16 protein-coding genes and 2 pseudogenes are annotated in these 19,107 nt (G+C 50.5%); 6 read left to right on the top strand and 12 right to left on the bottom strand.

Translation table 11 applies throughout. The features are described 5' to 3' along the window. Positions 1-501: 501 nt before the first annotated feature. Both ACRWA7_RS34370 and ACRWA7_RS34375 read left to right on the top strand, forming a co-directional pair. Positions 502-756: pseudogene (locus ACRWA7_RS34370) on the top strand (transposase domain-containing protein); the annotation flags it as partial. Between the two features lie 35 nt (positions 757-791). Then, positions 792-935 (top strand): annotated as a pseudogene (locus ACRWA7_RS34375) (transposase domain-containing protein); the annotation flags it as partial. Positions 936-1,887: 952 nt separating this feature from the next. Here ACRWA7_RS34375 and ACRWA7_RS34380 read toward each other — a convergent pair. The 8 genes from ACRWA7_RS34380 to ACRWA7_RS34415 form a co-directional block, all read right to left on the bottom strand. Further along, complete coding sequence (locus ACRWA7_RS34380) at positions 1,888-2,127, bottom strand: hypothetical protein (protein ID WP_438397309.1); 240 nt, start codon at positions 2,125-2,127, stop codon at positions 1,888-1,890. A gap of 894 nt (positions 2,128-3,021) precedes the next feature. After that, on the bottom strand, positions 3,022-3,699 hold the full coding sequence (locus ACRWA7_RS34385) for a GntR family transcriptional regulator (protein ID WP_438397310.1): 678 nt from the start codon (positions 3,697-3,699) through the stop codon (positions 3,022-3,024). 173 nt (positions 3,700-3,872) lie between these two features. After that, positions 3,873-4,754 (bottom strand): NAD(P)-dependent oxidoreductase, encoded by an 882-nt coding sequence (locus tag ACRWA7_RS34390; protein ID WP_438397311.1) that lies wholly within the window; start codon positions 4,752-4,754, stop codon positions 3,873-3,875. Positions 4,755-4,889: 135 nt separating this feature from the next. Beyond that, positions 4,890-5,645 (bottom strand): class II aldolase/adducin family protein, encoded by a 756-nt coding sequence (locus ACRWA7_RS34395; RefSeq protein ID WP_438397312.1) that lies wholly within the window; start codon positions 5,643-5,645, stop codon positions 4,890-4,892. Between the two features lie 173 nt (positions 5,646-5,818). Beyond that, the gene (locus ACRWA7_RS34400; protein WP_438397313.1) at positions 5,819-6,898 is read right to left on the bottom strand and encodes a GlxA family transcriptional regulator; all 1,080 of its coding nucleotides are present in this window, start codon (positions 6,896-6,898) and stop codon (positions 5,819-5,821) included. Between the two features lie 43 nt (positions 6,899-6,941). Further along, positions 6,942-7,997, bottom strand: coding sequence for a quaternary amine ABC transporter ATP-binding protein (locus ACRWA7_RS34405; RefSeq protein WP_438397314.1), 1,056 nt, complete (start codon positions 7,995-7,997; stop codon positions 6,942-6,944). 12 nt (positions 7,998-8,009) lie between these two features. Beyond that, complete coding sequence (locus ACRWA7_RS34410; RefSeq protein WP_438397316.1) at positions 8,010-8,873, bottom strand: ABC transporter permease; 864 nt, start codon at positions 8,871-8,873, stop codon at positions 8,010-8,012. 56 nt (positions 8,874-8,929) lie between these two features. Beyond that, a complete protein-coding gene (locus ACRWA7_RS34415) occupies positions 8,930-9,925 on the bottom strand; it encodes an ABC transporter substrate-binding protein (RefSeq protein WP_438397318.1) in 996 nt (331 codons plus the stop codon). A 234-nt stretch (positions 9,926-10,159) separates the two neighbouring features. Between ACRWA7_RS34415 and ACRWA7_RS34420 the strand changes: the two genes are divergently transcribed. From ACRWA7_RS34420 to ACRWA7_RS34435, 4 genes are all read left to right on the top strand, one after another. Continuing rightward, complete coding sequence (locus ACRWA7_RS34420) at positions 10,160-11,245, top strand: mandelate racemase/muconate lactonizing enzyme family protein (protein WP_438397320.1); 1,086 nt, start codon at positions 10,160-10,162, stop codon at positions 11,243-11,245. Between the two features lie 24 nt (positions 11,246-11,269). After that, a complete protein-coding gene (locus tag ACRWA7_RS34425) occupies positions 11,270-12,199 on the top strand; it encodes a 2-hydroxyacid dehydrogenase (protein ID WP_438397321.1) in 930 nt (309 codons plus the stop codon). 215 nt (positions 12,200-12,414) lie between these two features. Beyond that, complete coding sequence (locus ACRWA7_RS34430) at positions 12,415-12,879, top strand: thioesterase family protein (protein ID WP_438397322.1); 465 nt, start codon at positions 12,415-12,417, stop codon at positions 12,877-12,879. Positions 12,880-13,021: 142 nt separating this feature from the next. Then, the gene (locus ACRWA7_RS34435; RefSeq protein WP_438397432.1) at positions 13,022-13,336 is read left to right on the top strand and encodes a DMT family transporter; all 315 of its coding nucleotides are present in this window, start codon (positions 13,022-13,024) and stop codon (positions 13,334-13,336) included. A 199-nt stretch (positions 13,337-13,535) separates the two neighbouring features. Here ACRWA7_RS34435 and betB read toward each other — a convergent pair whose 3' ends face one another. The 4 genes from betB to ACRWA7_RS34455 all read right to left on the bottom strand — a co-directional run bounded on the left by betB (position 13,536) and on the right by ACRWA7_RS34455 (position 19,104). Further along, positions 13,536-14,990 (bottom strand): betaine-aldehyde dehydrogenase, encoded by a 1,455-nt coding sequence (gene betB / locus ACRWA7_RS34440; protein WP_438397323.1) that lies wholly within the window; start codon positions 14,988-14,990, stop codon positions 13,536-13,538. Positions 14,991-15,041: 51 nt separating this feature from the next. Beyond that, positions 15,042-15,875, bottom strand: coding sequence for an enoyl-CoA hydratase/isomerase family protein (locus tag ACRWA7_RS34445; protein WP_438397324.1), 834 nt, complete (start codon positions 15,873-15,875; stop codon positions 15,042-15,044). Positions 15,876-15,915: 40 nt separating this feature from the next. After that, the gene (locus tag ACRWA7_RS34450) at positions 15,916-17,064 is read right to left on the bottom strand and encodes a porin (RefSeq protein WP_438397325.1); all 1,149 of its coding nucleotides are present in this window, start codon (positions 17,062-17,064) and stop codon (positions 15,916-15,918) included. 414 nt (positions 17,065-17,478) lie between these two features. After that, entirely contained in the window at positions 17,479-19,104 is a 1,626-nt protein-coding gene (locus ACRWA7_RS34455) for an ABC transporter ATP-binding protein (RefSeq protein WP_438397327.1), read from the bottom strand. Between the last annotated feature and the right edge of the window lie 3 nt (positions 19,105-19,107).

Raw genomic sequence — 19,107 nt, forward strand, 5'->3', positions numbered from 1 at the left:
AATCCTTGGGTTCTTTCCACTTTCCGCCATTCGCTCTGAAACAGGGGGCCTTGGCTCCACCAGCGTTACCCGGCTTCATCACTACTACGCCCCCATCCGCCATCCGCGCGGCCGGCTCGATCTCTCACGAGATTGCCGTTGCGCGACTGCCCGCCACGCACCGACACGGACTTCCCTTGTTGCACGGTTAATCGCTTCTCTGCGTGCTGCCACCACTACCCCGGTGGAACCGCCGGATGCGTATCTCGCTCGCTTCTCCGACGACATCGGCCTTCCTCGTTATTATGGCGAGTCGGCTTCCACAACGACCTTTCGAGGCCTGCTCAGTGTTCACTCACGTTGCGGCCCGCAGAGCCCGCTGACCTCCTTCGAGGCCTTTTCAAAGAGTGCTTCAGCCCATTTGTTACCTCCTGGACCGCCCCTTGTGCTTCCGGCCGGAGCGAGAGTTGGCCGGGTCGGATTTGCACCGACCAATCAACCGTGCCTTAGCAAGGCACACATAACAATCCAGCTGAGAATTCGATTCGTCCATTTGTAGTCGGACGCCGAGCATGGTTATTCGCTGACTCTGTGGGTGGGGCTAAAGCGAGCGCGAACCTGTACTCGCTCGTCCAAACGTGTGTCGCAAATCGTGTCGACGCTTATCGATATCTGGTCGACCTATTTACGGCGCTGCCCTATGCCAAGACCGCCGACGACTACGAGGCCTTGTTGCCTTGGAACCTCGGCAAACCCGAAAGGGATGTCTCGGCATAATCTATTCCAGTCCGATGCGTGTCCTTCACCGACCGCTTACTCTCATCCAGTCGGCTAAGCTTAATGGGCACGATCCCTATGTCTATCTGAAAGGCATCCTGGCACGACTCCCTACACAGCCCGCCAGCCGGCTCGATGAGCTGTTGCCGCATCTCTGGCAGCCTCAGCTTCAACGGTAGGCTGATGTCGGCTGCCGAACCCCTGGGATCGCCGGGTGCTTACCGTGCAAGCAACAAATCGTTGTGATGTCACTCGATGAGCACCGCGAGCTGGACCGTCGCACCGCCCTGCTTACCGCCCCGTCGTTACGGAGACGTCGTACCCGGAAGTTGATTTCTAGCTATTAAGATCGACGCCGTTTCCTCTCGAGTGCCGACACACCGTGTCACAAAGCGACAATCCCTTTGCCGACAGCCCGTTCGCCCGAGGCAAAACGGTGCAGGAGGCAGCACGGCTTCAATTGACCATTCACACTAACAATACATCAGGTATTTTGGGCCTGTACATATGTACCTCGTCGACATCACTCTGATGCGCTAGACACGGACCATCTCATTTGAGCGAATTTAGCTGGTGAACGGCACGTCCTCAATTCCGGACACGGCCGTTGCCATCTTGCTAACATGCGATTCTTGCGGTGAAGCACCAATCGACTTGCTCTGGTGTTTCTGACATCCGGCGGTAGATCAGGTGTCTTCTAGTGCATCCAGCGTAACGCTGGGGCCGATAAAGCATGAGCGAATGCATACAATGAAGCAATCGTGAGTATTAGTGCGCAGGCCTTAGCAGCAATCGCTCTTTCTTAATCAGAAGCAATCGGCCGAAGTCTTTCGCGGCAAAGTTAGAATCATTTGGCAAAGTGTAGCGGACTCAATATTGCTGGCAATAGCGCCCAACTATACAGCTCATACCGGCCCACGCCTCGCGCGCGTAAATTATCCGACGATGTGCGCTTGACTTCGCCGACTCAAAACACCGAGGCCCCCCATTAAGCCAGGGCCGGCTATCAAAGCGAGCAACAAGCGAAGCCACCGGAAGCCAGAGGCTAACAGCGTTAATCAGCGCACCCCATGATTGTTGCGATTTAGCTGTGCCGACGCGCCATCAAAGGACCGACCAACGTACATTCTCCTAAGGCTGTGAAGTAGTAATGGGTTTAATCCTGTAAACATTTCGCCGCCCCTCTCGAGTAATTACAACAAGTTCATGTGCGACCAAGGCTTCCAGCGCTCGACGTGTTGTTTCTTTGCTCTTATCAATCTTCTCGGCGAGTCTTTCGATGGTGACTCGTGCTTCATGGTACGGATCAGCAATTTCGCGCAATACAGATAATAGGAAAAAAGCCTGCTGGTCGATGTTGGCTTTTAGCATTTAATTCTATGCCTTGATTTTCTCAAAAAAGTGATGCCGCCACTCAGCTCATTACTGGCCGTTCGCCCGATAAGAATTGAGCATTATGCATCGACGAAGATTGGGATGGTTCAGGTGAGCGGGTTCAACGATTATCATCGTTGGTAATGACCCTCTTTTGCCGACCATTTCCTGTACGAACACTCCTAGAGTCCTTCACCCGCCATGTACTCGCACTAATCAGGGTTCAGATGCCGCGGGCGTTATGTTGCCCTTTCGAGAAGAGTTCACCTTGGCCTCGGCGTTTTGAACATCTTGTGGATAATCGGCTCTGCCGCCACCTGGTTTATATCCATTTTTTTCTAGAGCTCCAAGTTCTGCAGTTGACCTAGCGCGATGCGCTTTGCGGTCGGCTTTGCGCTGTGCCTTCTCCGCTTGTCGGGCTTGGGTACTCGCGATATTCGAACTGGCGCCCGACTGGGCATGAGCGGACCACGAGAAACAGACGGCAAGTGCAGCTGTCAACGTAGCCCATCTAACAATTGCTTTCATTATGCAATCCTCAATAAAAAGTTCATACGGTAGCGAATTTTTAAACGCGTTATTAAAAATTTACAATTTGATGACTGTCAGTTTTACTAATCAAATTTTTTTACCAAAAAAACGGTAAAATATATATTTTCACAAAGCGTTGGACGTCTTTGAGTACTCGTAAAGACACAAAGAAGGGAACCTGCCTATCGCTTATGGAGCGTGTCGAGGAGGACTTTAAGGATGCTGCTAAGAAACGATTTGAACCGTTCCTCGTGCATAGTTCTGCATGCCACGGCATCAACCGTGACAAGCACACACCTCAACCGATCGCCGAAAGCCGCCGGACGACCGACAGATCCACAGAGGCTCTGACAATTACCCCTAGGCGATTCGCTGTTCGGGAAGGCGGAGCCTGCTAATCAGAGCATCGCCCTGCGTTGAATTGTGCTCTCTGGCTAGTTGCTCCGCCGTATCACCGTCCCCGGCGAGCAGAGCTTTTACCAATGGCTCGTGGCACAATCCAATTCCGCCATAATCTGCGTACTGATCGTCGCACGAAGCAATGAAAACTCTGATTTGTTGCTCGATTAACATGTAATGCTCTTGAAGGCGACTGTGCCCAGAAAGAACGACAATAAGCTTGTGTAATTCGAAGTCTGCGTTTGCGATAGCCTTTTGATTGTTTCCAGTACAGGTCAGACAAAGCCTTTGGTATGCAGCTTCCAAGCGCTTCCGACCTTCCGTGTCGATATGCTCGGCCGCAAGGCGGGCAGCTAGCCCATCAAGCACACGTCGTAAATTATGCAGTTCCCACGCATCATGGGCGGTGATTGCAATAACATGCCAACCCGTGTATGGGGTCTGAACAACCAACCCCTCCCCGTGTAGCTTTTGGAGCGCTGCTCGAATAGTTCCCCGTGACACTTTAAATTGTTCGGTAAGCTTTGCTTCAACTAGACGCGAGCCGGGTTCCAGGCCTCCAGATACGATTGTCTCGCGTAAGATATTTGCCGTTTGTACATCAAAGCTTTGTTTAGAAACTTCAGTCAGCTTGGGCATTCAAAGCTCCTGGTTTTGTCGATTCAGACATTGCGAACAGCCTGTAAATTCAGCATTATACTCGTGAGTGGGTGAATGTTGACAATCATCCACCAGCTCACATTACGCTGAGAATCTGCCAGACACACGCTATCGACAACCACCGCCAAGGCGTCGCCACACCGACGCGACGCCTAACCTCTTAGCATCTGCTCGTTGGATAACTCGAGTAGCTTAACCGCCATCAAATGCGGGGCTTGGCTCCCGAATTCCGAAACCGCGCGATCGTATATATTTTCAACGTGCTTGCAAAGCGGCAGATCTGCGGATACCTGCTGCGCAAGCTCTAGCGTAAGTCGCATGTCCTTCAATGCAAGTCCAAGTTCAAACGTGGGATCATAGTCGCCGTTCAGAATTGAGGGTCCATATCTATCCGCGACGTAGCTTCGCCCAGTACTGTGTTGAATGATAGAAAGCATTTTACCTGCATCTACCCCGCCCTTTACGCCAAGCATCAATGCTTCCGACAGCGCGATTGAATGCAAGTAACAAAGAACGACCTGAGCGATCTTTGCGACATAACCAGCGCCTGAATCCCCTAGATGTTCTATTCGGCTGCCGATCGCTTCGAAAATTTTGTGATGCCGTTCATAGACCGCCTTATCTCCTCCTACTAACACGGTGAGCGTACCAGCTTCCGCACCCTCAGCTCCGCCGCTGATAGGCGCGTCCAATGTGTGGACGCCGTACTGTATGGCATTCCCGCGAAGCTCGCGCCATACGTCTAGATTATTAGTGCTCAATTCGATCCAAGTTGCTCCCGATTTCATATTGGCAAGAAGCCCGCCTTGAATGGCAACTTCCTTTATGATTGAGGGCGTTGGGAGCGACGTCATTACGACTGAGACGTCTTGAACCGCCTCGGGAATCGAGTCCACCCAGCGAGCACCCGCCTCGATCAGTCCCGACGCTTTACTGCGGTCCAGATCATTAACCGCAAGATCGAATCCCGCTTTCAGCACATTGGCAGCCATGGGGGCGCCCATATTCCCCAAGCCGATGAATGCGATTTTCATTTGTTCGAACCCATTAATACGTTATAAAAACATCGGTTGCACAATGTAGGGTAACGGCCTATCCAACCAACACTAGCAACCCACGATTCAAGAAAAGACCGAATTGCTACAAAAGGAACCATCCACCCTTATAAATCAGTATTTGTAAGAGGGATCAATCCTTTCAACTTGGCGAACTAATGCTGGCCATTCGTACTTGCCCGGAATGAATGCTTCATATTGTTGAGCGGCCTTCTCCCACATAGCGGGATCAGTTTCAGCAAGCGGCAGTCCAGTAGCCGCAGCTTGCAACATGTTTGCGCACGCTCTTACCAGATAGTGCATGTTCATAAATGCTTCACCAGGTGTCTCGCCAACCGTCAGGAATCCGTGGTTGCGCATAATAAGGCATTTATTCTTTTCCATATGCTTCGCAATACGCAGACTCTCATCGGTGTCAACTGATAGGCCTTCCCACTCGTGATACCCAATCTTCCCGTAAAGCATTGACGAATCCTGCACAAGGTGCACGACGTCTCGAATCGCTGTTGCCGCCAAACCGGCAGGCGCGTGAGAATGGAAAACAAACAGAGCGTTCGGGATAGTCATGTGAATGCCACGATGAATGACGAAGCCCGCCGTATTGACTTCAGGTGGCCCGTCAAGCACGTTGCCGTGCTCGTCGATTTTGATTAGATTGGACGCAGTAATCTCTGTATTGTGGAGACCAAAATGATTCATTAGAAAATGGTGGTCGGAACCCGGAACTCGCGCCGTTATATGGTTCCACACGATATCGTCATAACCATAAAGATGGGCTAAGCGATGCATCGCTGCCAAGTCGACACGGGTTTGCCACTCAGCTTGTGTAAAGCGCGGCTTGGCCGAACTAGCATGTTTAAATTCTGCCATGACTTTCTCCAATAGTTAAGCTGGCCATGAATTGCCGAAACTAGTAACAAGGTACCATTATTGTTAATGGTTGACAATGTTGTTTCCTCTACACATCGCTTCCGTTCACGTTCCTAGCCAATTCATAGCGTCACGCGATCACAAGCGGAGCTCTTCGCAGTCCTACGCTGGTCTCAACTGGAGCTAGGAGCCACCGGTAAGATTGATGAGTCAAATTTGTCGCCTGCAAGCGGCGCAACTTGAACGCGTCGCTCGCTCATAGGCGACCTGCCAAAACCAATCCGATACGTCGTGCTAAAGTGACCCGCTGATTGAAAGCCACAAGCGACCGCGATGTCCATGATTGGCATGTCAGTTTGCAGCAGCAGTTCTCGCGCGCGCCGCAAACGTAGCGTTGTATAGTACTTGGTCGGTGTAACGCCCAAATATTCACGAAAGAGTCGCTGCAGCTGCCGCTCAGACTTGTTCACTATCCGGGCGAGATCCTCTCGCATCAATGGCTCTTCAATATGGTTTTCCATCAGTGCTATGACGTCTAGTAAGCATCGGTTTGCCGAGCCGAGTCGAGCCACCAACGGTATGCGTTGTTGAGCGCTGGAATCGCGCACGTAGGAGACAGCGAACTGCTCGGCGATTTGCGTAATCATCGCAGTACCCACTCTAGGTGCGATCAGATTCAGCATCATCTCCAACGGTGCCACCCCACCGGTGCACGTAACACGATCGCGGTCAATGACGAAAAGCTCTCTGAGGAATCGGGTCGATGGGAATTCATCCCGAAGCGCCGATAGGGTCTCCCAATGGATTGCACACGCATATCCCCCAAGCAAGCCAGCGCGCGCTAGTGCGTAAGCGCCCGTGCAGACGCTGCCCAACAACGCGCCAGTCTTAGCGAACATACGCAAGGTAGCAAGGTGCGCCGCTGTCGTTTCGTCCTGGACATCGACGCCCCCACAGACAAAAACTATGTCCGGCCGTCCGATACTATCAGCCGAGACAGTGTTCATGAGAAGTCCGTTGCTCGACACAACGGATCCTCCTTGTGGACTGGTTACTGACCATCGATATAGTTCTCGCTGGCTTACCTGATTTGCCATCCGAAGAACTTCGATCGCGTTCGAAAAAGCAATCAGAGTGAATCTCGGCAATATCAGAAATGCAAAATGTGCTATCGACGCGGCAAGATCAGGCGACATAGGCCGCAGTCCGTGGGACGTGTGCGCCCCAACAATGGTGTTGGCATCAACTCCCATGGAACAAAGTCGAACCTCATTTTGGTAAGTCACATTCCACACTCTAACGTTTGATCATCGCAAGTACCTCGGACTTGTCGAGATAGCCAATAAGATCGCCATCTTCGCTGCGCACGACCAAACAGGTTTTGCTGCTCATCAAAAGTGGCATCACCTCATCAAGGGTTTGATCAATTTTGACTGCTGACGCGTAATTGATAGAAAAGTCTTCAAACGAATTACCGTGGTTCGCAATCTCCATTGGCATCTTCCGAACCAGATGTTCGACGCGAATTGCCCGATAACGATTCACCCCTCCAACGAACTCGCGGACGTAGTCAGTAGCCGGGCGCATTAATATCTCTGTCGGAGTGCCGTGCTGTATTATTTCCCCATCTTTAAGAATCGTAATCCGGTCGCCGATTTTCAACGCTTCGTCTAGATCATGAGTAATAAAAACGATGGTTTTCTTCAGCTTTTTCTGTAAATTTAATAGCTGATCTTGCATTTCCGCCTTGATTAGGGGGTCTAGAGCACTGAACGCTTCGTCCATGAGCAAAATGTCCGGGTCATTCGCGAGCGCACGGGCTAAGCCCACCCGCTGTTGCATACCCCCCGAAAGCTGCCTCGGATAGTGTCGCTCAACGCCGACTAGTCCGACCTGCTGTAACCAAGCACGCGCCCGTTCGTCCCGTTCGGCGCGTGGTACTCCTTGCACTCGTAAGCCAAACGCCGCGTTTTCTAAAATGGTTTCGTGAGGGCAAAGGCCAAAGCGTTGAAACACCATGCTGACCTTGTGGCGTCGATAGTGCTCAAGCTGTTTCTTATTAAATTTAAGAATATTCTCTCCGTCAACAATGACTTCTCCACTAGTCGGTTCTACCAGACGATTGAAATGGCGAATCAATGTTGACTTGCCTGATCCCGACAAGCCCATAATTACATGTACATGCCCGGGTTCGACGGCGATCGAAACATTGTTCAGCCCAACCACATCCCCCGTTTCTTTCAGTATCGCTGTCTTCGTTGCACCAGCTTTGACCTTTGCCAGCGCCTGCACCGGAGCAGCACCAAAAATTTTGTAAACATTGCGGACTTCGATCTTGTATCGGCTGCGCATCACGTGTCTCGATCAGCTATTAATGTTCAGGTGAGCTTGAGCTCTTTTCCCAAAAGCTTGACTGATGCGATCAAAGATAACAGCCAAGATCACAATAGCTAGGCCGGCAAGAAAACCTCGTCCCACCTCCAGTCGGTTAATACCTTGCAGCACTTGAAAACCGAGCCCCTGGGCACCGATCATTGATGCCACCACTACCATAGCCAGAGCCATCATGGTCGCTTGATTGACTCCGGCCATGATGCTTGGAAGGGCGAGTGGTACCTGCACCCAGAAAAGTTTTTGAAGCCGGTTTGCGCCAAACGACTGAGTGGCTTCCACAATCTCATCGTCAACTTGCCGGATGCCGAGATCCGTGAGCCGAATCAACGGCGGGACGGCGTACACAACTGTCGCAAGTACTGCGGGGATTTTTCCAGGTCCAAAGAGCATTATTGCCGGGATCAAATACACGAAGCTCGGAAGAGTTTGCATGACGTCAAGTACGGGTAGCATCAATGAACGAAAGCGGTCCGACCACGACATCAAAATCCCTAAAGGAATGCCAAACACCACGGAGATCGTCGTACATACCAGCATCAATGCAAGAGTCCGCATTGCGTCGTCCCAAAGGCCAAGCAAACCTATCATTGCCATCGCGACCGCGATCCACAAGGAAACTGAAAATTTTCGGGCGCCCAGGTACGCTAACGTTGCGATAACAATTGTCACCAGCCACCAAGGGCTACCGAGCAACATTGATTCAAACAGGTTGAGAAGCTTCAGAAAAGGGACAAAGAAACCCTCGAGTTGCGTCGCCCAATCAGTGACAAATGTATTCACAAAACTATCGATGGCACTTCGCAACAACTGCGGATCAATTAGCTTAGGAAACATGGATTAGAGCCCTCGGTGTGTCGTCTTGGCACGCATAAGATACGTACCAAAACTTGTCATTTAAGACTTGAGATCACGCGATCCGCGACATCTTTGGTTACCCATTGGGTCCAGGTAGCCTGCTCCGTTTTTAAAAATTGCTCTGCAACGCGCCCGGGGTCGGCCTTTTGGTCCTGACCCCATGCGAGCATACGGCTGACAGTATCGTTCCGAATACTTACTTTGCTTAGAAACAAGTAGATATCGGGGGAGGATATTCTTAAATTTTTAGTCGCTATTGTGTTGACCGCGGACGGCGGAAAACTGGAAGCGACCGGATGCTCGCAGTTTGCCTGACTATTGCAAGAATCGTTTGCGGCATCGTACGAATTCATCTTCAGTTGAACCATTTTATATTTTCCTAAAATTGCAGAAGGCCCCCAGTAATAAAAGAAGATCGGTTTCTTCCGCTCATAGTTCGATACGATCGCCGCATCAAGCGCGGCCGTGGAACCTGCGGAATAGAGTTCAAACTTCTGATCAAGTCCATATGCTTTAAATAGGTTGCTTCCACGCGTTTCCGTCGCCCACCCCGGAAGACTATTGTAGAAGCGCCCCTTGTCGCTACCCGGAGGGGCGAAAATGTCAGCGTAACGAAGAAGGTCCTTCACGCTTTTGATATCGGGATGTGCGTCAATAACATATTCAGGTACCCACCAAGCGTCAATGCCACCGCTTGCAAACGTGTTTCCTGCGACACTCACAGCACCGCTGCGTTTTCCCTCTTCAAGTATCTCCTTCGCGTTGCTGCTCCACAGTTCCGGCGCGATCTGGGGGCGCCCTTGCTTAACCATGGTTGTGATGGTCGGCACAGTGTCACCGGGAATCAACTCCGTCTTACACCCGAAGCCCTTCTCGATGAGCGTGGACTCGACGTGAGCAAGCATCGATGCCGACGCCCAGCTCATGTCGGCAATTTGGATAGGCCCGTCTGTAGGACAGGCGGCTTCTACGCGTGACGCTACACCAACAAAACACACAGCCAACGATATGGTTCGAGCAAGTTGGTTCATTAAACACCTTTTAAGCAAGAATGGACTAGTTGCGTTACTGCGCCGGACAAGCCACCGATAGCAGTCGGTTTACAAAATTTACGAAGACACTAGCAAACTGCCTGATAACTTTTTAAGTCGCCAATTGTTGATTGTCAACCATTGTAAACATCACTATGCTTACGGAACTGGCTCGGCATCGCGATTCGCTCAGCGATCCTGCCGCAAATCAATCAGAGGGGTGCAGGCGAATCTATGAAGATTACAAACCTAAGAACCGTCACAGTAGATCTGCCGTTGGCCAAGCCGATGGTCACAGCGATTCATGAAACGAGGTCAGTGGGCTGCGTGTTGGTCTATGTTGAAACTGACGTTGGGTTGACTGGAGAAAATTACATCTTCACGTTAAATAAGGATCGACTGCAAGTGTTTGATTTCATGATCAAAAGTCTTGGTCATCACTTGATCGGTCAAGATCCTCACTATGTCGAGCGTATGTGGGATGGCATGTGGAAGGAAATCAATCCAATCGGTCATGAAGGCATCAGCGTTTCAGCGATTTCGGTGCTGGACACAGCATGCTGGGATCTGGTGGGAAAGGCCGCAGGCCAACCGCTATACAAGCTTTTCGGCGCATATCGCGATTCAGTAAAAGCCTATGCAAGTAGCGGGTTGTGGCTGTCGCAAAGCATCGATGAACTAATTAGCGAAGCTGAGCAGTTTATCGCGCAAGGGTTTCGGTCAATGAAAATTCGATTGGGGAAACCTCGGATCTCAGAAGATGTCGAGCGTGTCGCTGCGCTTAGAGGAGCGGTCGGTGACGACATAGAATTGCTTGCGGACGGAAACCAAGCGTTCAGCCCGGACCATGCAATCCGGTTAGGAAGGCAGCTCGAGCAGTTCAATCTCGGTTGGTTCGAAGAACCAGTGGTTGCTTATGACCACATCGGGCACGCAAAGGTAGCGGCTGCTCTCGATACACCAATTGCGTCCGGCGAGACTGAGTACACGCGATATGGCATGCGCGCGTTACTAGAAGCTCGCGCGGCGGATATCCTCATGCCTGACCTACAACGCATAGGCGGCCTTACGGAATTTCGTCGCGCATCGAGCCTTGCAGCCGCCTTTAATGTACCTATCTCCACACATATTTTCACTGAGCAAAGCCTTAGCATCGCCGGCTCGGCACCCAACTGCATCTCCGTCGAACATGTCTCATGGTTTTCGTCACTTTATCGCGAACGCGTTGTCGTCGCCGATGGACTTATACAGTTGCCACAGCGGCCCGGTCTTGGCTTTAGCTTTGATGACGATACGGTAGATCGTTGTCGTATCCGCTGATAATCTTTTTCGCCCGGAGACTCAATGGCCTTGTTATTTAGCTATGCGGGGGCAGACCCCGAACCGTGGTGTAACGAATTCCGCCGCCTTTTACCCGACTTAGAGATAAGATGTTTTCCCGATGTTGGTGACTCGCAGGACATCGAATATGCCGCTGTCTGGATGCACCCGCCCGGCGACCTATGCAACTATCCAAACCTCAAGGCGATCCTTTCGTTTGGCGCTGGCGTCGAACATATCATTCGCGACGCCGCGCTGCCAGCGAATGTACCAATCGTACGACTAGCTGATGATCGAGTTGCGCGCGACATGGCTATGCATGTGCTGCACTGGGTTATTCATTTTCATCGTCACTACCATCTTTATCGCGTTAACCAAGCCAACCATATCTGGCATCGTCACGAGCATCGAGAGACGGCCCAGCGCCGCGTTGGCTTCCTTGGCTTGGGAGCGATGGGTGTGGCTGCTGCACGTCTTGTTCGCGACATGGGCTTTGCCGTGGCTGGGTGGAGCAAGGACCCGGTAGACCTTGATGGGATCGAATTCTTTGAAGGCGATGAAGCCTTAGTACCTTTTCTCGCGCGCAGTGAGATTGTTGTGAACGTGTTGCCATTGACGCCTGCAACCGAAAGCCTATTAAATCGCGAACGATTCGGCTGTATGCCCAAAGGCGCCTGCTTCATAAACGTCAGTCGAGGAGCAATCGTGGTCGAGGAAGATCTTCTTTCGGCGTTGGACACCGACCATCTCGGCGCCGCTGCATTGGATGTTTTCCGGAACGAACCTCTAAATAAAGAGGACCCGCTTTGGGCGCACCCTCGCGTGTTTGTGACGCCGCATATTTCAGGAGTTAACTACCCACTGTCTGCGGTTAATCTCATGGCACGAAATATTCGACGCATCCAGGCAGGAGATCTTCCTTTCCCTATGTACGATCGTGCTCAAGGTTACTAAAAAATAAAGGCTGGAAAGTTCAAAGTCACCGGAAACCGTAATGGAAGAAGTAGTACCACTCAGGTTTTTGGGTTATTACAATCGGCTGGCTATAAAACGGTCGAGCTAATTATAATTAGGTGTCAGGAATCATATGTCACCCTGCAGCCATTACTAAACTAACTTACTCATCAACATAAGTCCTGCCCCAAATTATGCCCGACCAAAATTCATCAGTGCACTCCGTTGATTTTACTGTGCAGCCGGACTGGATCGACGAATATGGCCATATGCATGCTGCTTGCTATGTGACCGCCTTTGACCAGTTCGGAAACGAGCTTTTTGAACGATGTGGCGTCGGCTCACATTACACCGCAGCAAGTGGATGTGGAATTTTTACACTTGAGCTACATACAAGCTATCATCGCGAGCTCATTGCGGGGGATCCTTTGCGTTTACAACTACGGGTACTTAGCTGCGACAAAAAAAGGCTCGTCACGCTTCTTGAATTGACGCAACTTCGTGACAATTATCTCGCCGCCACGATGGAGCAGCTTTCAATTAACGTAAATTTAGAGACCCGCCGGGTTTGTACTTTCCCGAACGAAACTTATGAAACCCTCGCCGCAATTACTGAAACGCATGCGGTTCTACCACTTCCACCGCGCTTTGTAAGCCGCTGTCCGATTACGTCCGCATAACGCAGCCAACTTCAACTCGTGTCGCCTTGCTGCATTCCATGCAAACTATAGGTTTGCAATTGGCGATAAGTATTTTTCGCGTGCAGGATTAACCGATTTATGCGCACCTTTCGGAGGTTCAGTGCGAACGATAGCATTAGTAATGCTTGCTTCAGCGATCGTAGCTGAGGTTGTAGCGACATCGGCGTTGCGAGTTTCGAACGGATTTACTCGACTTGTGCCGTCACTTATTGTCCTTGTAGGTTACGGATTGAGTTTCTACCTGTTATCACTCACGCTACGGGTTTTGCCTATCGCGCTTGTGTACGCAGTTTGGTCCGGCGCTGGAATTGTCTTGATTGCGACCGTTGCAGCAGTTCTTTTTAAGCAAGTGCCTGACGTACCCGCCTTGATTGGAATGAGCCTTATTATCTCGGGCGTCGTCGTGTTGAATTTATTTTCTAGAGTTAAAGCTTAGCCACTGCTTTCTTGTTCCCTCGCATAGCTAAAAAATACTAACGCCGAAAATAATGGCAACAGTGTGAACCCCGCGACTGTTAGCGTCCTGGTGCGGACGGCTTGCAGATTAAGCTTTCCTGATGAGATCAATCCGTCTGGGGCTTACTTTCAAACAGGATACGGCGCGCCGGATATCGGCCACGCCGGCGAAAGCAATATTAATAAGGCGCTTCCACATCATTCATTGACACATAAACACTTTTCATCTCACTAAAATGATTAATGGCCAGCTTTGAATTCTCCCTACCAACCCCTGAAAGTTTAGATCCCCCGAACGGCGCTTCGACAGGTGCCATATTGTACGTATTGATATAGCAGCTTCCTGCCTGTAGTTTGCTTGCCACCCGATGTGCGCGAACGAGATTGTTGGTGAAGACACCTGCAGCCAGGCCAAAATCCGTGGCGTTCGCACGAACTATCACTTCCTCCTCTGATTCGAAGTCGAGCACTGACATTACCGGCCCAAATATTTCTTCTATTGCAATCGTCATCTCATCGCGCACGTCGGCAAAAACGGTCGGTTCCATGTAAAAGCCGGGGCCAGGAAGGCTCTTCCCTCCACTTACCAGCCGCGCGCCTTCGACAATGCCCTTTGCAATATAAGACTCGACAATGTCTAATTGACGCTTACTTACTAGAGGCCCGAAATTAGTTTTGGAATCCATCGGATCGCCGATTTGGACGGTTGTCAACCTCTCCTTGAGTCTGTTTAAGAAGGCAGCCTTTATGCCTCGCTGGACAAAGACGCGAGTGCCGTTGGAGCAAACTTGTCCCGAAGAGAAAAAGTTGCCCAGGATTGCACCGCTTACGGCGTTATCCAGATCGGCGTCATCGAAGATGATGAGAGGTGACTTCCCTCCGAGTTCCATTGTCACATGTTTCATTCCGGCAGCCGCTGCAGCGTAGACCTTCCTTCCCGTTGCGGCTGATCCCGTAAGCGACACCTTAGCCACACGCGGATCGGTAACCAGCGTTGCGCCTACATCACCGTAACCCTGTACGACATTGAAGACGCCTGAAGGAAGCCCGGCCTCGATTAGAATCTCAGCAATTTTCAATACCGAAAGTGGCGTCAGCTCCGAAGGCTTAAAGACCATTGTGTTTCCACACGCCAGAGCGGGCGCAGCTTTCCAGCATGCTATTAGAGTTGGGTAATTCCATGCGCCAATGCCCACACAAAGCCCGAGAGCCTCTCGAATTGTATAAACGAAGTCTCCCCTACCTAGTGGAATATGCTCGCCGGTCAAGCTGCCTGCTAAACCGCCAAAATACTCGAGCGCGTCAGCACCTGAGTTGGCGTCTGCGACGGTGGTCTCTTGTATGGGTTTGCCCGTATCATGCGTTTCAATTACCGACAAATCGTAGTTTTGAGCGCGTATCATATCCGCAGCACGGCGCAATACTCGACCGCGCTCGGTACCAGTCAGCGCTGCCCAAGATTTTTGCGCCGCCTGCGCCGATTGCAAAGCCTTCTCCAAAATTTGCGGCGTCGCCGAATGCAACTTTGCGATTAACTCGCCAGTGGCAGGATAAATGACTTCAATTGGCGTGCCGCTTTCATCCTCTACGTACTGGCCATCTATAAAATGACTTGCTTTCGGCTGGAAATTCAAGGTAATCCTCCTTTAAAACTCACGGCACGCGCATTTAACTAAAATATTCAATTACCTGTCCAAACCCTTAAACTTTTCTTGGCACGCGTCCAGCGCAGCCCGAAGGCCTTTCTCCGTCGTCAATTTTGTAAGCGTCTGGTATTCCTCTACCGGATAAGCTCCGAGAATGGCAACTTGTTCAAGATAATAGCTCGTTGCGGCTTTAAGTCCCTGCAAGTCATATACGTAATTAAGATAGGTCTTGTGCATTCGTTGCATTTCTCGCGGTATGCGAGCCATCAGTGTTGCTTTGGCACGAGTTGCCTCTTCAAGCTCAGAAGGGGATACTACGTCAGTGATAAGCCCGAGTTCCTTCGCCTCTTCAGCCGACACCTCCTTTCCTGTTAACAGCAAATTTTTCGCCGTCTTCATATTTACTAGCCACGGAAGAAACATGCAGTGCGCTGCAACGCCATAACGAACTTCTCCGTAACCCATTTTCGTATCGTTGGTGACAATGGTAACGTCACAAAACAACGAAAGTTCAAACCCTTTTCCGATTGCGTACTTATGTACGCTAGCGATCACCGGTTTGGTAATTCGCCACGGGGTTGTGAAATCATCAAACTGCTTGAAATAATGGTCGCGATATTCATAAATTGTAGAATATTTTGACGTTCGGATTTCTTCCGCATCCTCCTCGAGATCGTGCCCAGCACAGAAAGCACGCCCGGCCCCGCGGACCACAACCACATTTACATTAGGGTCTTCTTCTGCGCGCTCAAAGCCCGCCCTTAATTCTGCAATAAGCTTTAAGTTCATTGCATTGAGCTTATTCGGGCGGTTTAACGTCAGCCAGCAGATGTGTTCCCCATCAACTTCGTAGATTAAATGCTCGTATGTCATCGATTTGCCTCGCTATGTGTTTAACCGCGTAAACAAGAATCTAAAAAGAGTGGCGAATGCCAACTCGAACATCGCTTTGAGTAGTCGATCTGGAAGGCGTGAAGCTGTAACCTATGACCGCATCGACTCCGCTAGATGCTTTTAAGTAGTCCCCGGAAAGGTAGACATCAGTACGCTTTGAGAGCAAATAGTGCAACCCTAACGACCCCATGTTCCATTTATGGTCTTCAAACGCCGTGAATTGATAACCTCCATATAAAACCAGAGCTGGTGTAAAGTTATAGCCGGCACCGCCTTCCACCACGTGCATGTGAGATGACTGGCCAAATCCTTTGATAGTGCTGTAAGTGTAGTTGCCCATCAGGGTAACATTGCCAAATACATAAGAAGATCCAACACCATAAGTCATTTGACTATCTACGTTAAGGGGCGTACTGCTATAGAGATCGGTCACCGCTCCGGTTGCAGCGCTTACGGTTGCTACCGTCTGTCCAAGGAACGTCTTCGTACCTATCATTGCATATGGATCAAATGCGTAAATGCCATTTGGATCGTTCAAGCGCGTGACGGCCGTCCCAAGGGTGAAATTTCCATGTGCATAGTGAGCGCCAAAGCTATAAGCACTTTTCTGATGAAAATCGCCTGCAACGTTGCCAAACGAATACATGCCGCCAAAAGTCAACCCATTGATATCTGGAGACATGTATTTGATCGAGTTCGGCAAGCGATCTCCATTCATGCGGTCGAAGTCACCTTGATGAATCGCGTAACCGCTCCCAAAAGCGGATATATTATAGCCCTCCATAAAGATAAACGTTAAATCGAGTTGGTCGCCCAATGAGATCGTTCCCCATTGATTTTGCAAGCCAACATAGGCTTGCCGGCCAAACTCTGCACCGCCCTGTGCAAGCGTGCCGTCGCCCAAATGAAACCCGGACTCGAGCACGAACACCGCCTTGAGACCACCGCCTAGATCTTCCGTGCCTTTAAATCCAATACGATTACCATAGGAAATACCGTCATCGAACTTCGCCAGGTGTGACCCTCCCGCATTGTTGACATACGTGATGCCGCCGTCAATGATGCCGTAAAGGGTCACGCTGCTTTGCGCGTGAGACCACGTCGATGCTAATACAGCACTCGCCGACAACGCGAGCTTTGCTAATTTCACAGCATTCCTCTTCTTCATCTTTTTTCTCCCTTAGGCCGAGTGGAAATTACAGATCAGTGATGCGCGTTAAGCCGCTCCGGGGATTTACTCGTCGTCAGGCATGCGTCGCATGTATCGCCGCAACTTTTACAAGCAACATACAAGAGCAGTCTCCCAAGAGATAGCAAGTACAAACAAACTCGTCAGGGAACGCTCCAAAACAGGCGCCCTTAAGTCCTATCCATACTCGAATTCTTTCTCGTTCTCCGACGCACAAGCATTACCGCATTTTGAAAAAACGGTTTTCATTTTTCCTGTCTTCCGCTGCTTCCGATGCTCGATCTGCGAAGTCAGCTTATCTCGTGAGATGCACCACAACCAAGACGCAATCAAATGTAGGATTCCTAAGGTCGTTACCCGACCTTTCATCTTCATGGAATTCGACGGACCTTTTTAGCTTGTAACTTCTTGATTGACTGATGTAGCACGACTCGTCGTAAGACTATCGAGCCATCCGATTTCCATTTTTGGCACAGACTCGATCAACCTTTGTGTGTAAGGGTGCCGAGGATCGGTTAAGACCGACAACGCGTCTCCAGCTTCAACACACTCGCCATCTTTCATCACTATAATTTCGTCAGCAACTGCGTGCACGAGCGCGATGTCGTGCGTAATAACGAGATATGAAACGTGAGTTTGCTTTTGTAAGCGGACGAGGAGCTTTACGATGCCGTCTGCGACCAATGGATCCAATGCTGACGTGACCTCGTCGCAGATAATTATTTTCGGTGAGGCTGCCAATGCGCGCGCAATGCATACGCGCTGCTTTTGACCACCAGACAATTCAGCCGGCGTTCTCCCTAAGTATGTCGCGTCGAGCTCCATCTGTTCAAGAAGCGTAATTACACGTGATCGAAGTTCTGCTCCTTTAATTTTAAAATAAAGTTGCAACGGCCGAGCCAAAATTTGCCAAACCGTTTGCCGCGGGTTCAAAGCGACATCAGGATTTTGATAGATCAGCTGGATTTCACGTCGAGTCGCCATCTCCCGACTTTTCAAGTGCCGTGACAGGGGCTCGCCATCATAGACAATTGTTCCTCGCCTTGCAGGTAATAACCCGGTGATGACCCGTGCAGTGCTTGATTTTCCCGAACCTGATTCACCTACTATTGCCACCGTGCTGCCCGCTCGGAGTTGAAAGGATAAGTTGGATACTACTTCTTTAGCGCCGTATCCAGCAGAGATATCGTTCATTTCTAACAGAATCTTACCGGCCTCGGTCGCAGCAAGGCGTTTTGCCAACTTTACAGATAACAGTCGGCGGGTATAGTCCTCCTTCGGGCAGGTTAACATTTCGAAAGTCGAAGAATACTCTACCTTCTGACCCTTTCGTAGCACCATAATGTCGTCGGCAACCTGTGCCACAACTGCTAAGTCGTGAGAGATATAAATCGCTGCTAAGCCCGACTTCGTGATCACCTCGCGAATCAGATTCAAAACCTCAACTTGTACGGTCACGTCTAATGCTGTTGTTGGCTCATCGAAGACCACTATGCTGGGACCAGTGCAGAGAGCCATCGCAGTTGCAGCACGTTGCAACTGCCCCCCAGAAACCTGATGAGGAAACCGATCTCCAAAGTTAGGCGCGGTAAGACCTAGGCGAAGGAATAACCGCTCCGCCGTCGTAGCGGCATCCCTGCGGTTCAATAGTCCTCGCAACACCGCTGTTTCAATCACTTGTTTTACAAGACGAAACGCGGGATTAAAGGAAGCTGCTGCCGATTGGGGGACGTATGTTATCGCCTCTCCACGCAATCTATTTTTGCCAAAGACTGATTTGCCATTTAATAATATACTCCCTTCACTCACGAAGCAGCCTTCGCGAAGATAGCCTAATGCTGCCAAACCTATTGTGGATTTTCCTGCGCCTGACTCTCCGATTAGCCCGAGTACCTGGCCTGGCGCGATGCTAAAGTTCAACTTATCCAGCAGCTTGACGGGGTGCTCGCGTTTATCCTTAGAAGTAACCTCCACTGAAAGGTCGCGTACCTCGAAAATAGATTTCGGTTCGATCCCCATTTG

Source organism: Caballeronia sp. DA-9, from assembly GCF_051615025.1.
GTDB classification, from domain to species: domain Bacteria; phylum Pseudomonadota; class Gammaproteobacteria; order Burkholderiales; family Burkholderiaceae; genus Caballeronia; species Caballeronia sordidicola.

What these genes read in the sequence shown, in the direction of transcription:
- ACRWA7_RS34400 (WP_438397313.1), bottom strand. Translation starts at nt 6,898, where the DNA reads ATGGGAGTTGATGCCAACACCATTGTTGGGGCGCACACGTCCCACGGA.
- ACRWA7_RS34410 (WP_438397316.1), bottom strand. Translation starts at nt 8,873, where the DNA reads ATGTTTCCTAAGCTAATTGATCCGCAGTTGTTGCGAAGTGCCATCGAT.
- ACRWA7_RS34385 (WP_438397310.1), bottom strand. Translation starts at nt 3,699, where the DNA reads ATGCCCAAGCTGACTGAAGTTTCTAAACAAAGCTTTGATGTACAAACG.
- ACRWA7_RS34380 (WP_438397309.1), bottom strand. Translation starts at nt 2,127, where the DNA reads ATGCTAAAAGCCAACATCGACCAGCAGGCTTTTTTCCTATTATCTGTA.
- ACRWA7_RS34455 (WP_438397327.1), bottom strand. Translation starts at nt 19,104, where the DNA reads ATGGGGATCGAACCGAAATCTATTTTCGAGGTACGCGACCTTTCAGTG.
- ACRWA7_RS34405 (WP_438397314.1), bottom strand. Translation starts at nt 7,997, where the DNA reads ATGCGCAGCCGATACAAGATCGAAGTCCGCAATGTTTACAAAATTTTT.
- ACRWA7_RS34435 (WP_438397432.1), top strand. Translation starts at nt 13,022, where the DNA reads ATGCTTGCTTCAGCGATCGTAGCTGAGGTTGTAGCGACATCGGCGTTG.
- ACRWA7_RS34450 (WP_438397325.1), bottom strand. Translation starts at nt 17,064, where the DNA reads ATGAAGAAGAGGAATGCTGTGAAATTAGCAAAGCTCGCGTTGTCGGCG.
- ACRWA7_RS34415 (WP_438397318.1), bottom strand. Translation starts at nt 9,925, where the DNA reads ATGAACCAACTTGCTCGAACCATATCGTTGGCTGTGTGTTTTGTTGGT.
- ACRWA7_RS34390 (WP_438397311.1), bottom strand. Translation starts at nt 4,754, where the DNA reads ATGAAAATCGCATTCATCGGCTTGGGGAATATGGGCGCCCCCATGGCT.
- ACRWA7_RS34445 (WP_438397324.1), bottom strand. Translation starts at nt 15,875, where the DNA reads ATGACATACGAGCATTTAATCTACGAAGTTGATGGGGAACACATCTGC.
- ACRWA7_RS34425 (WP_438397321.1), top strand. Translation starts at nt 11,270, where the DNA reads ATGGCCTTGTTATTTAGCTATGCGGGGGCAGACCCCGAACCGTGGTGT.
- ACRWA7_RS34395 (WP_438397312.1), bottom strand. Translation starts at nt 5,645, where the DNA reads ATGGCAGAATTTAAACATGCTAGTTCGGCCAAGCCGCGCTTTACACAA.
- ACRWA7_RS34420 (WP_438397320.1), top strand. Translation starts at nt 10,160, where the DNA reads ATGAAGATTACAAACCTAAGAACCGTCACAGTAGATCTGCCGTTGGCC.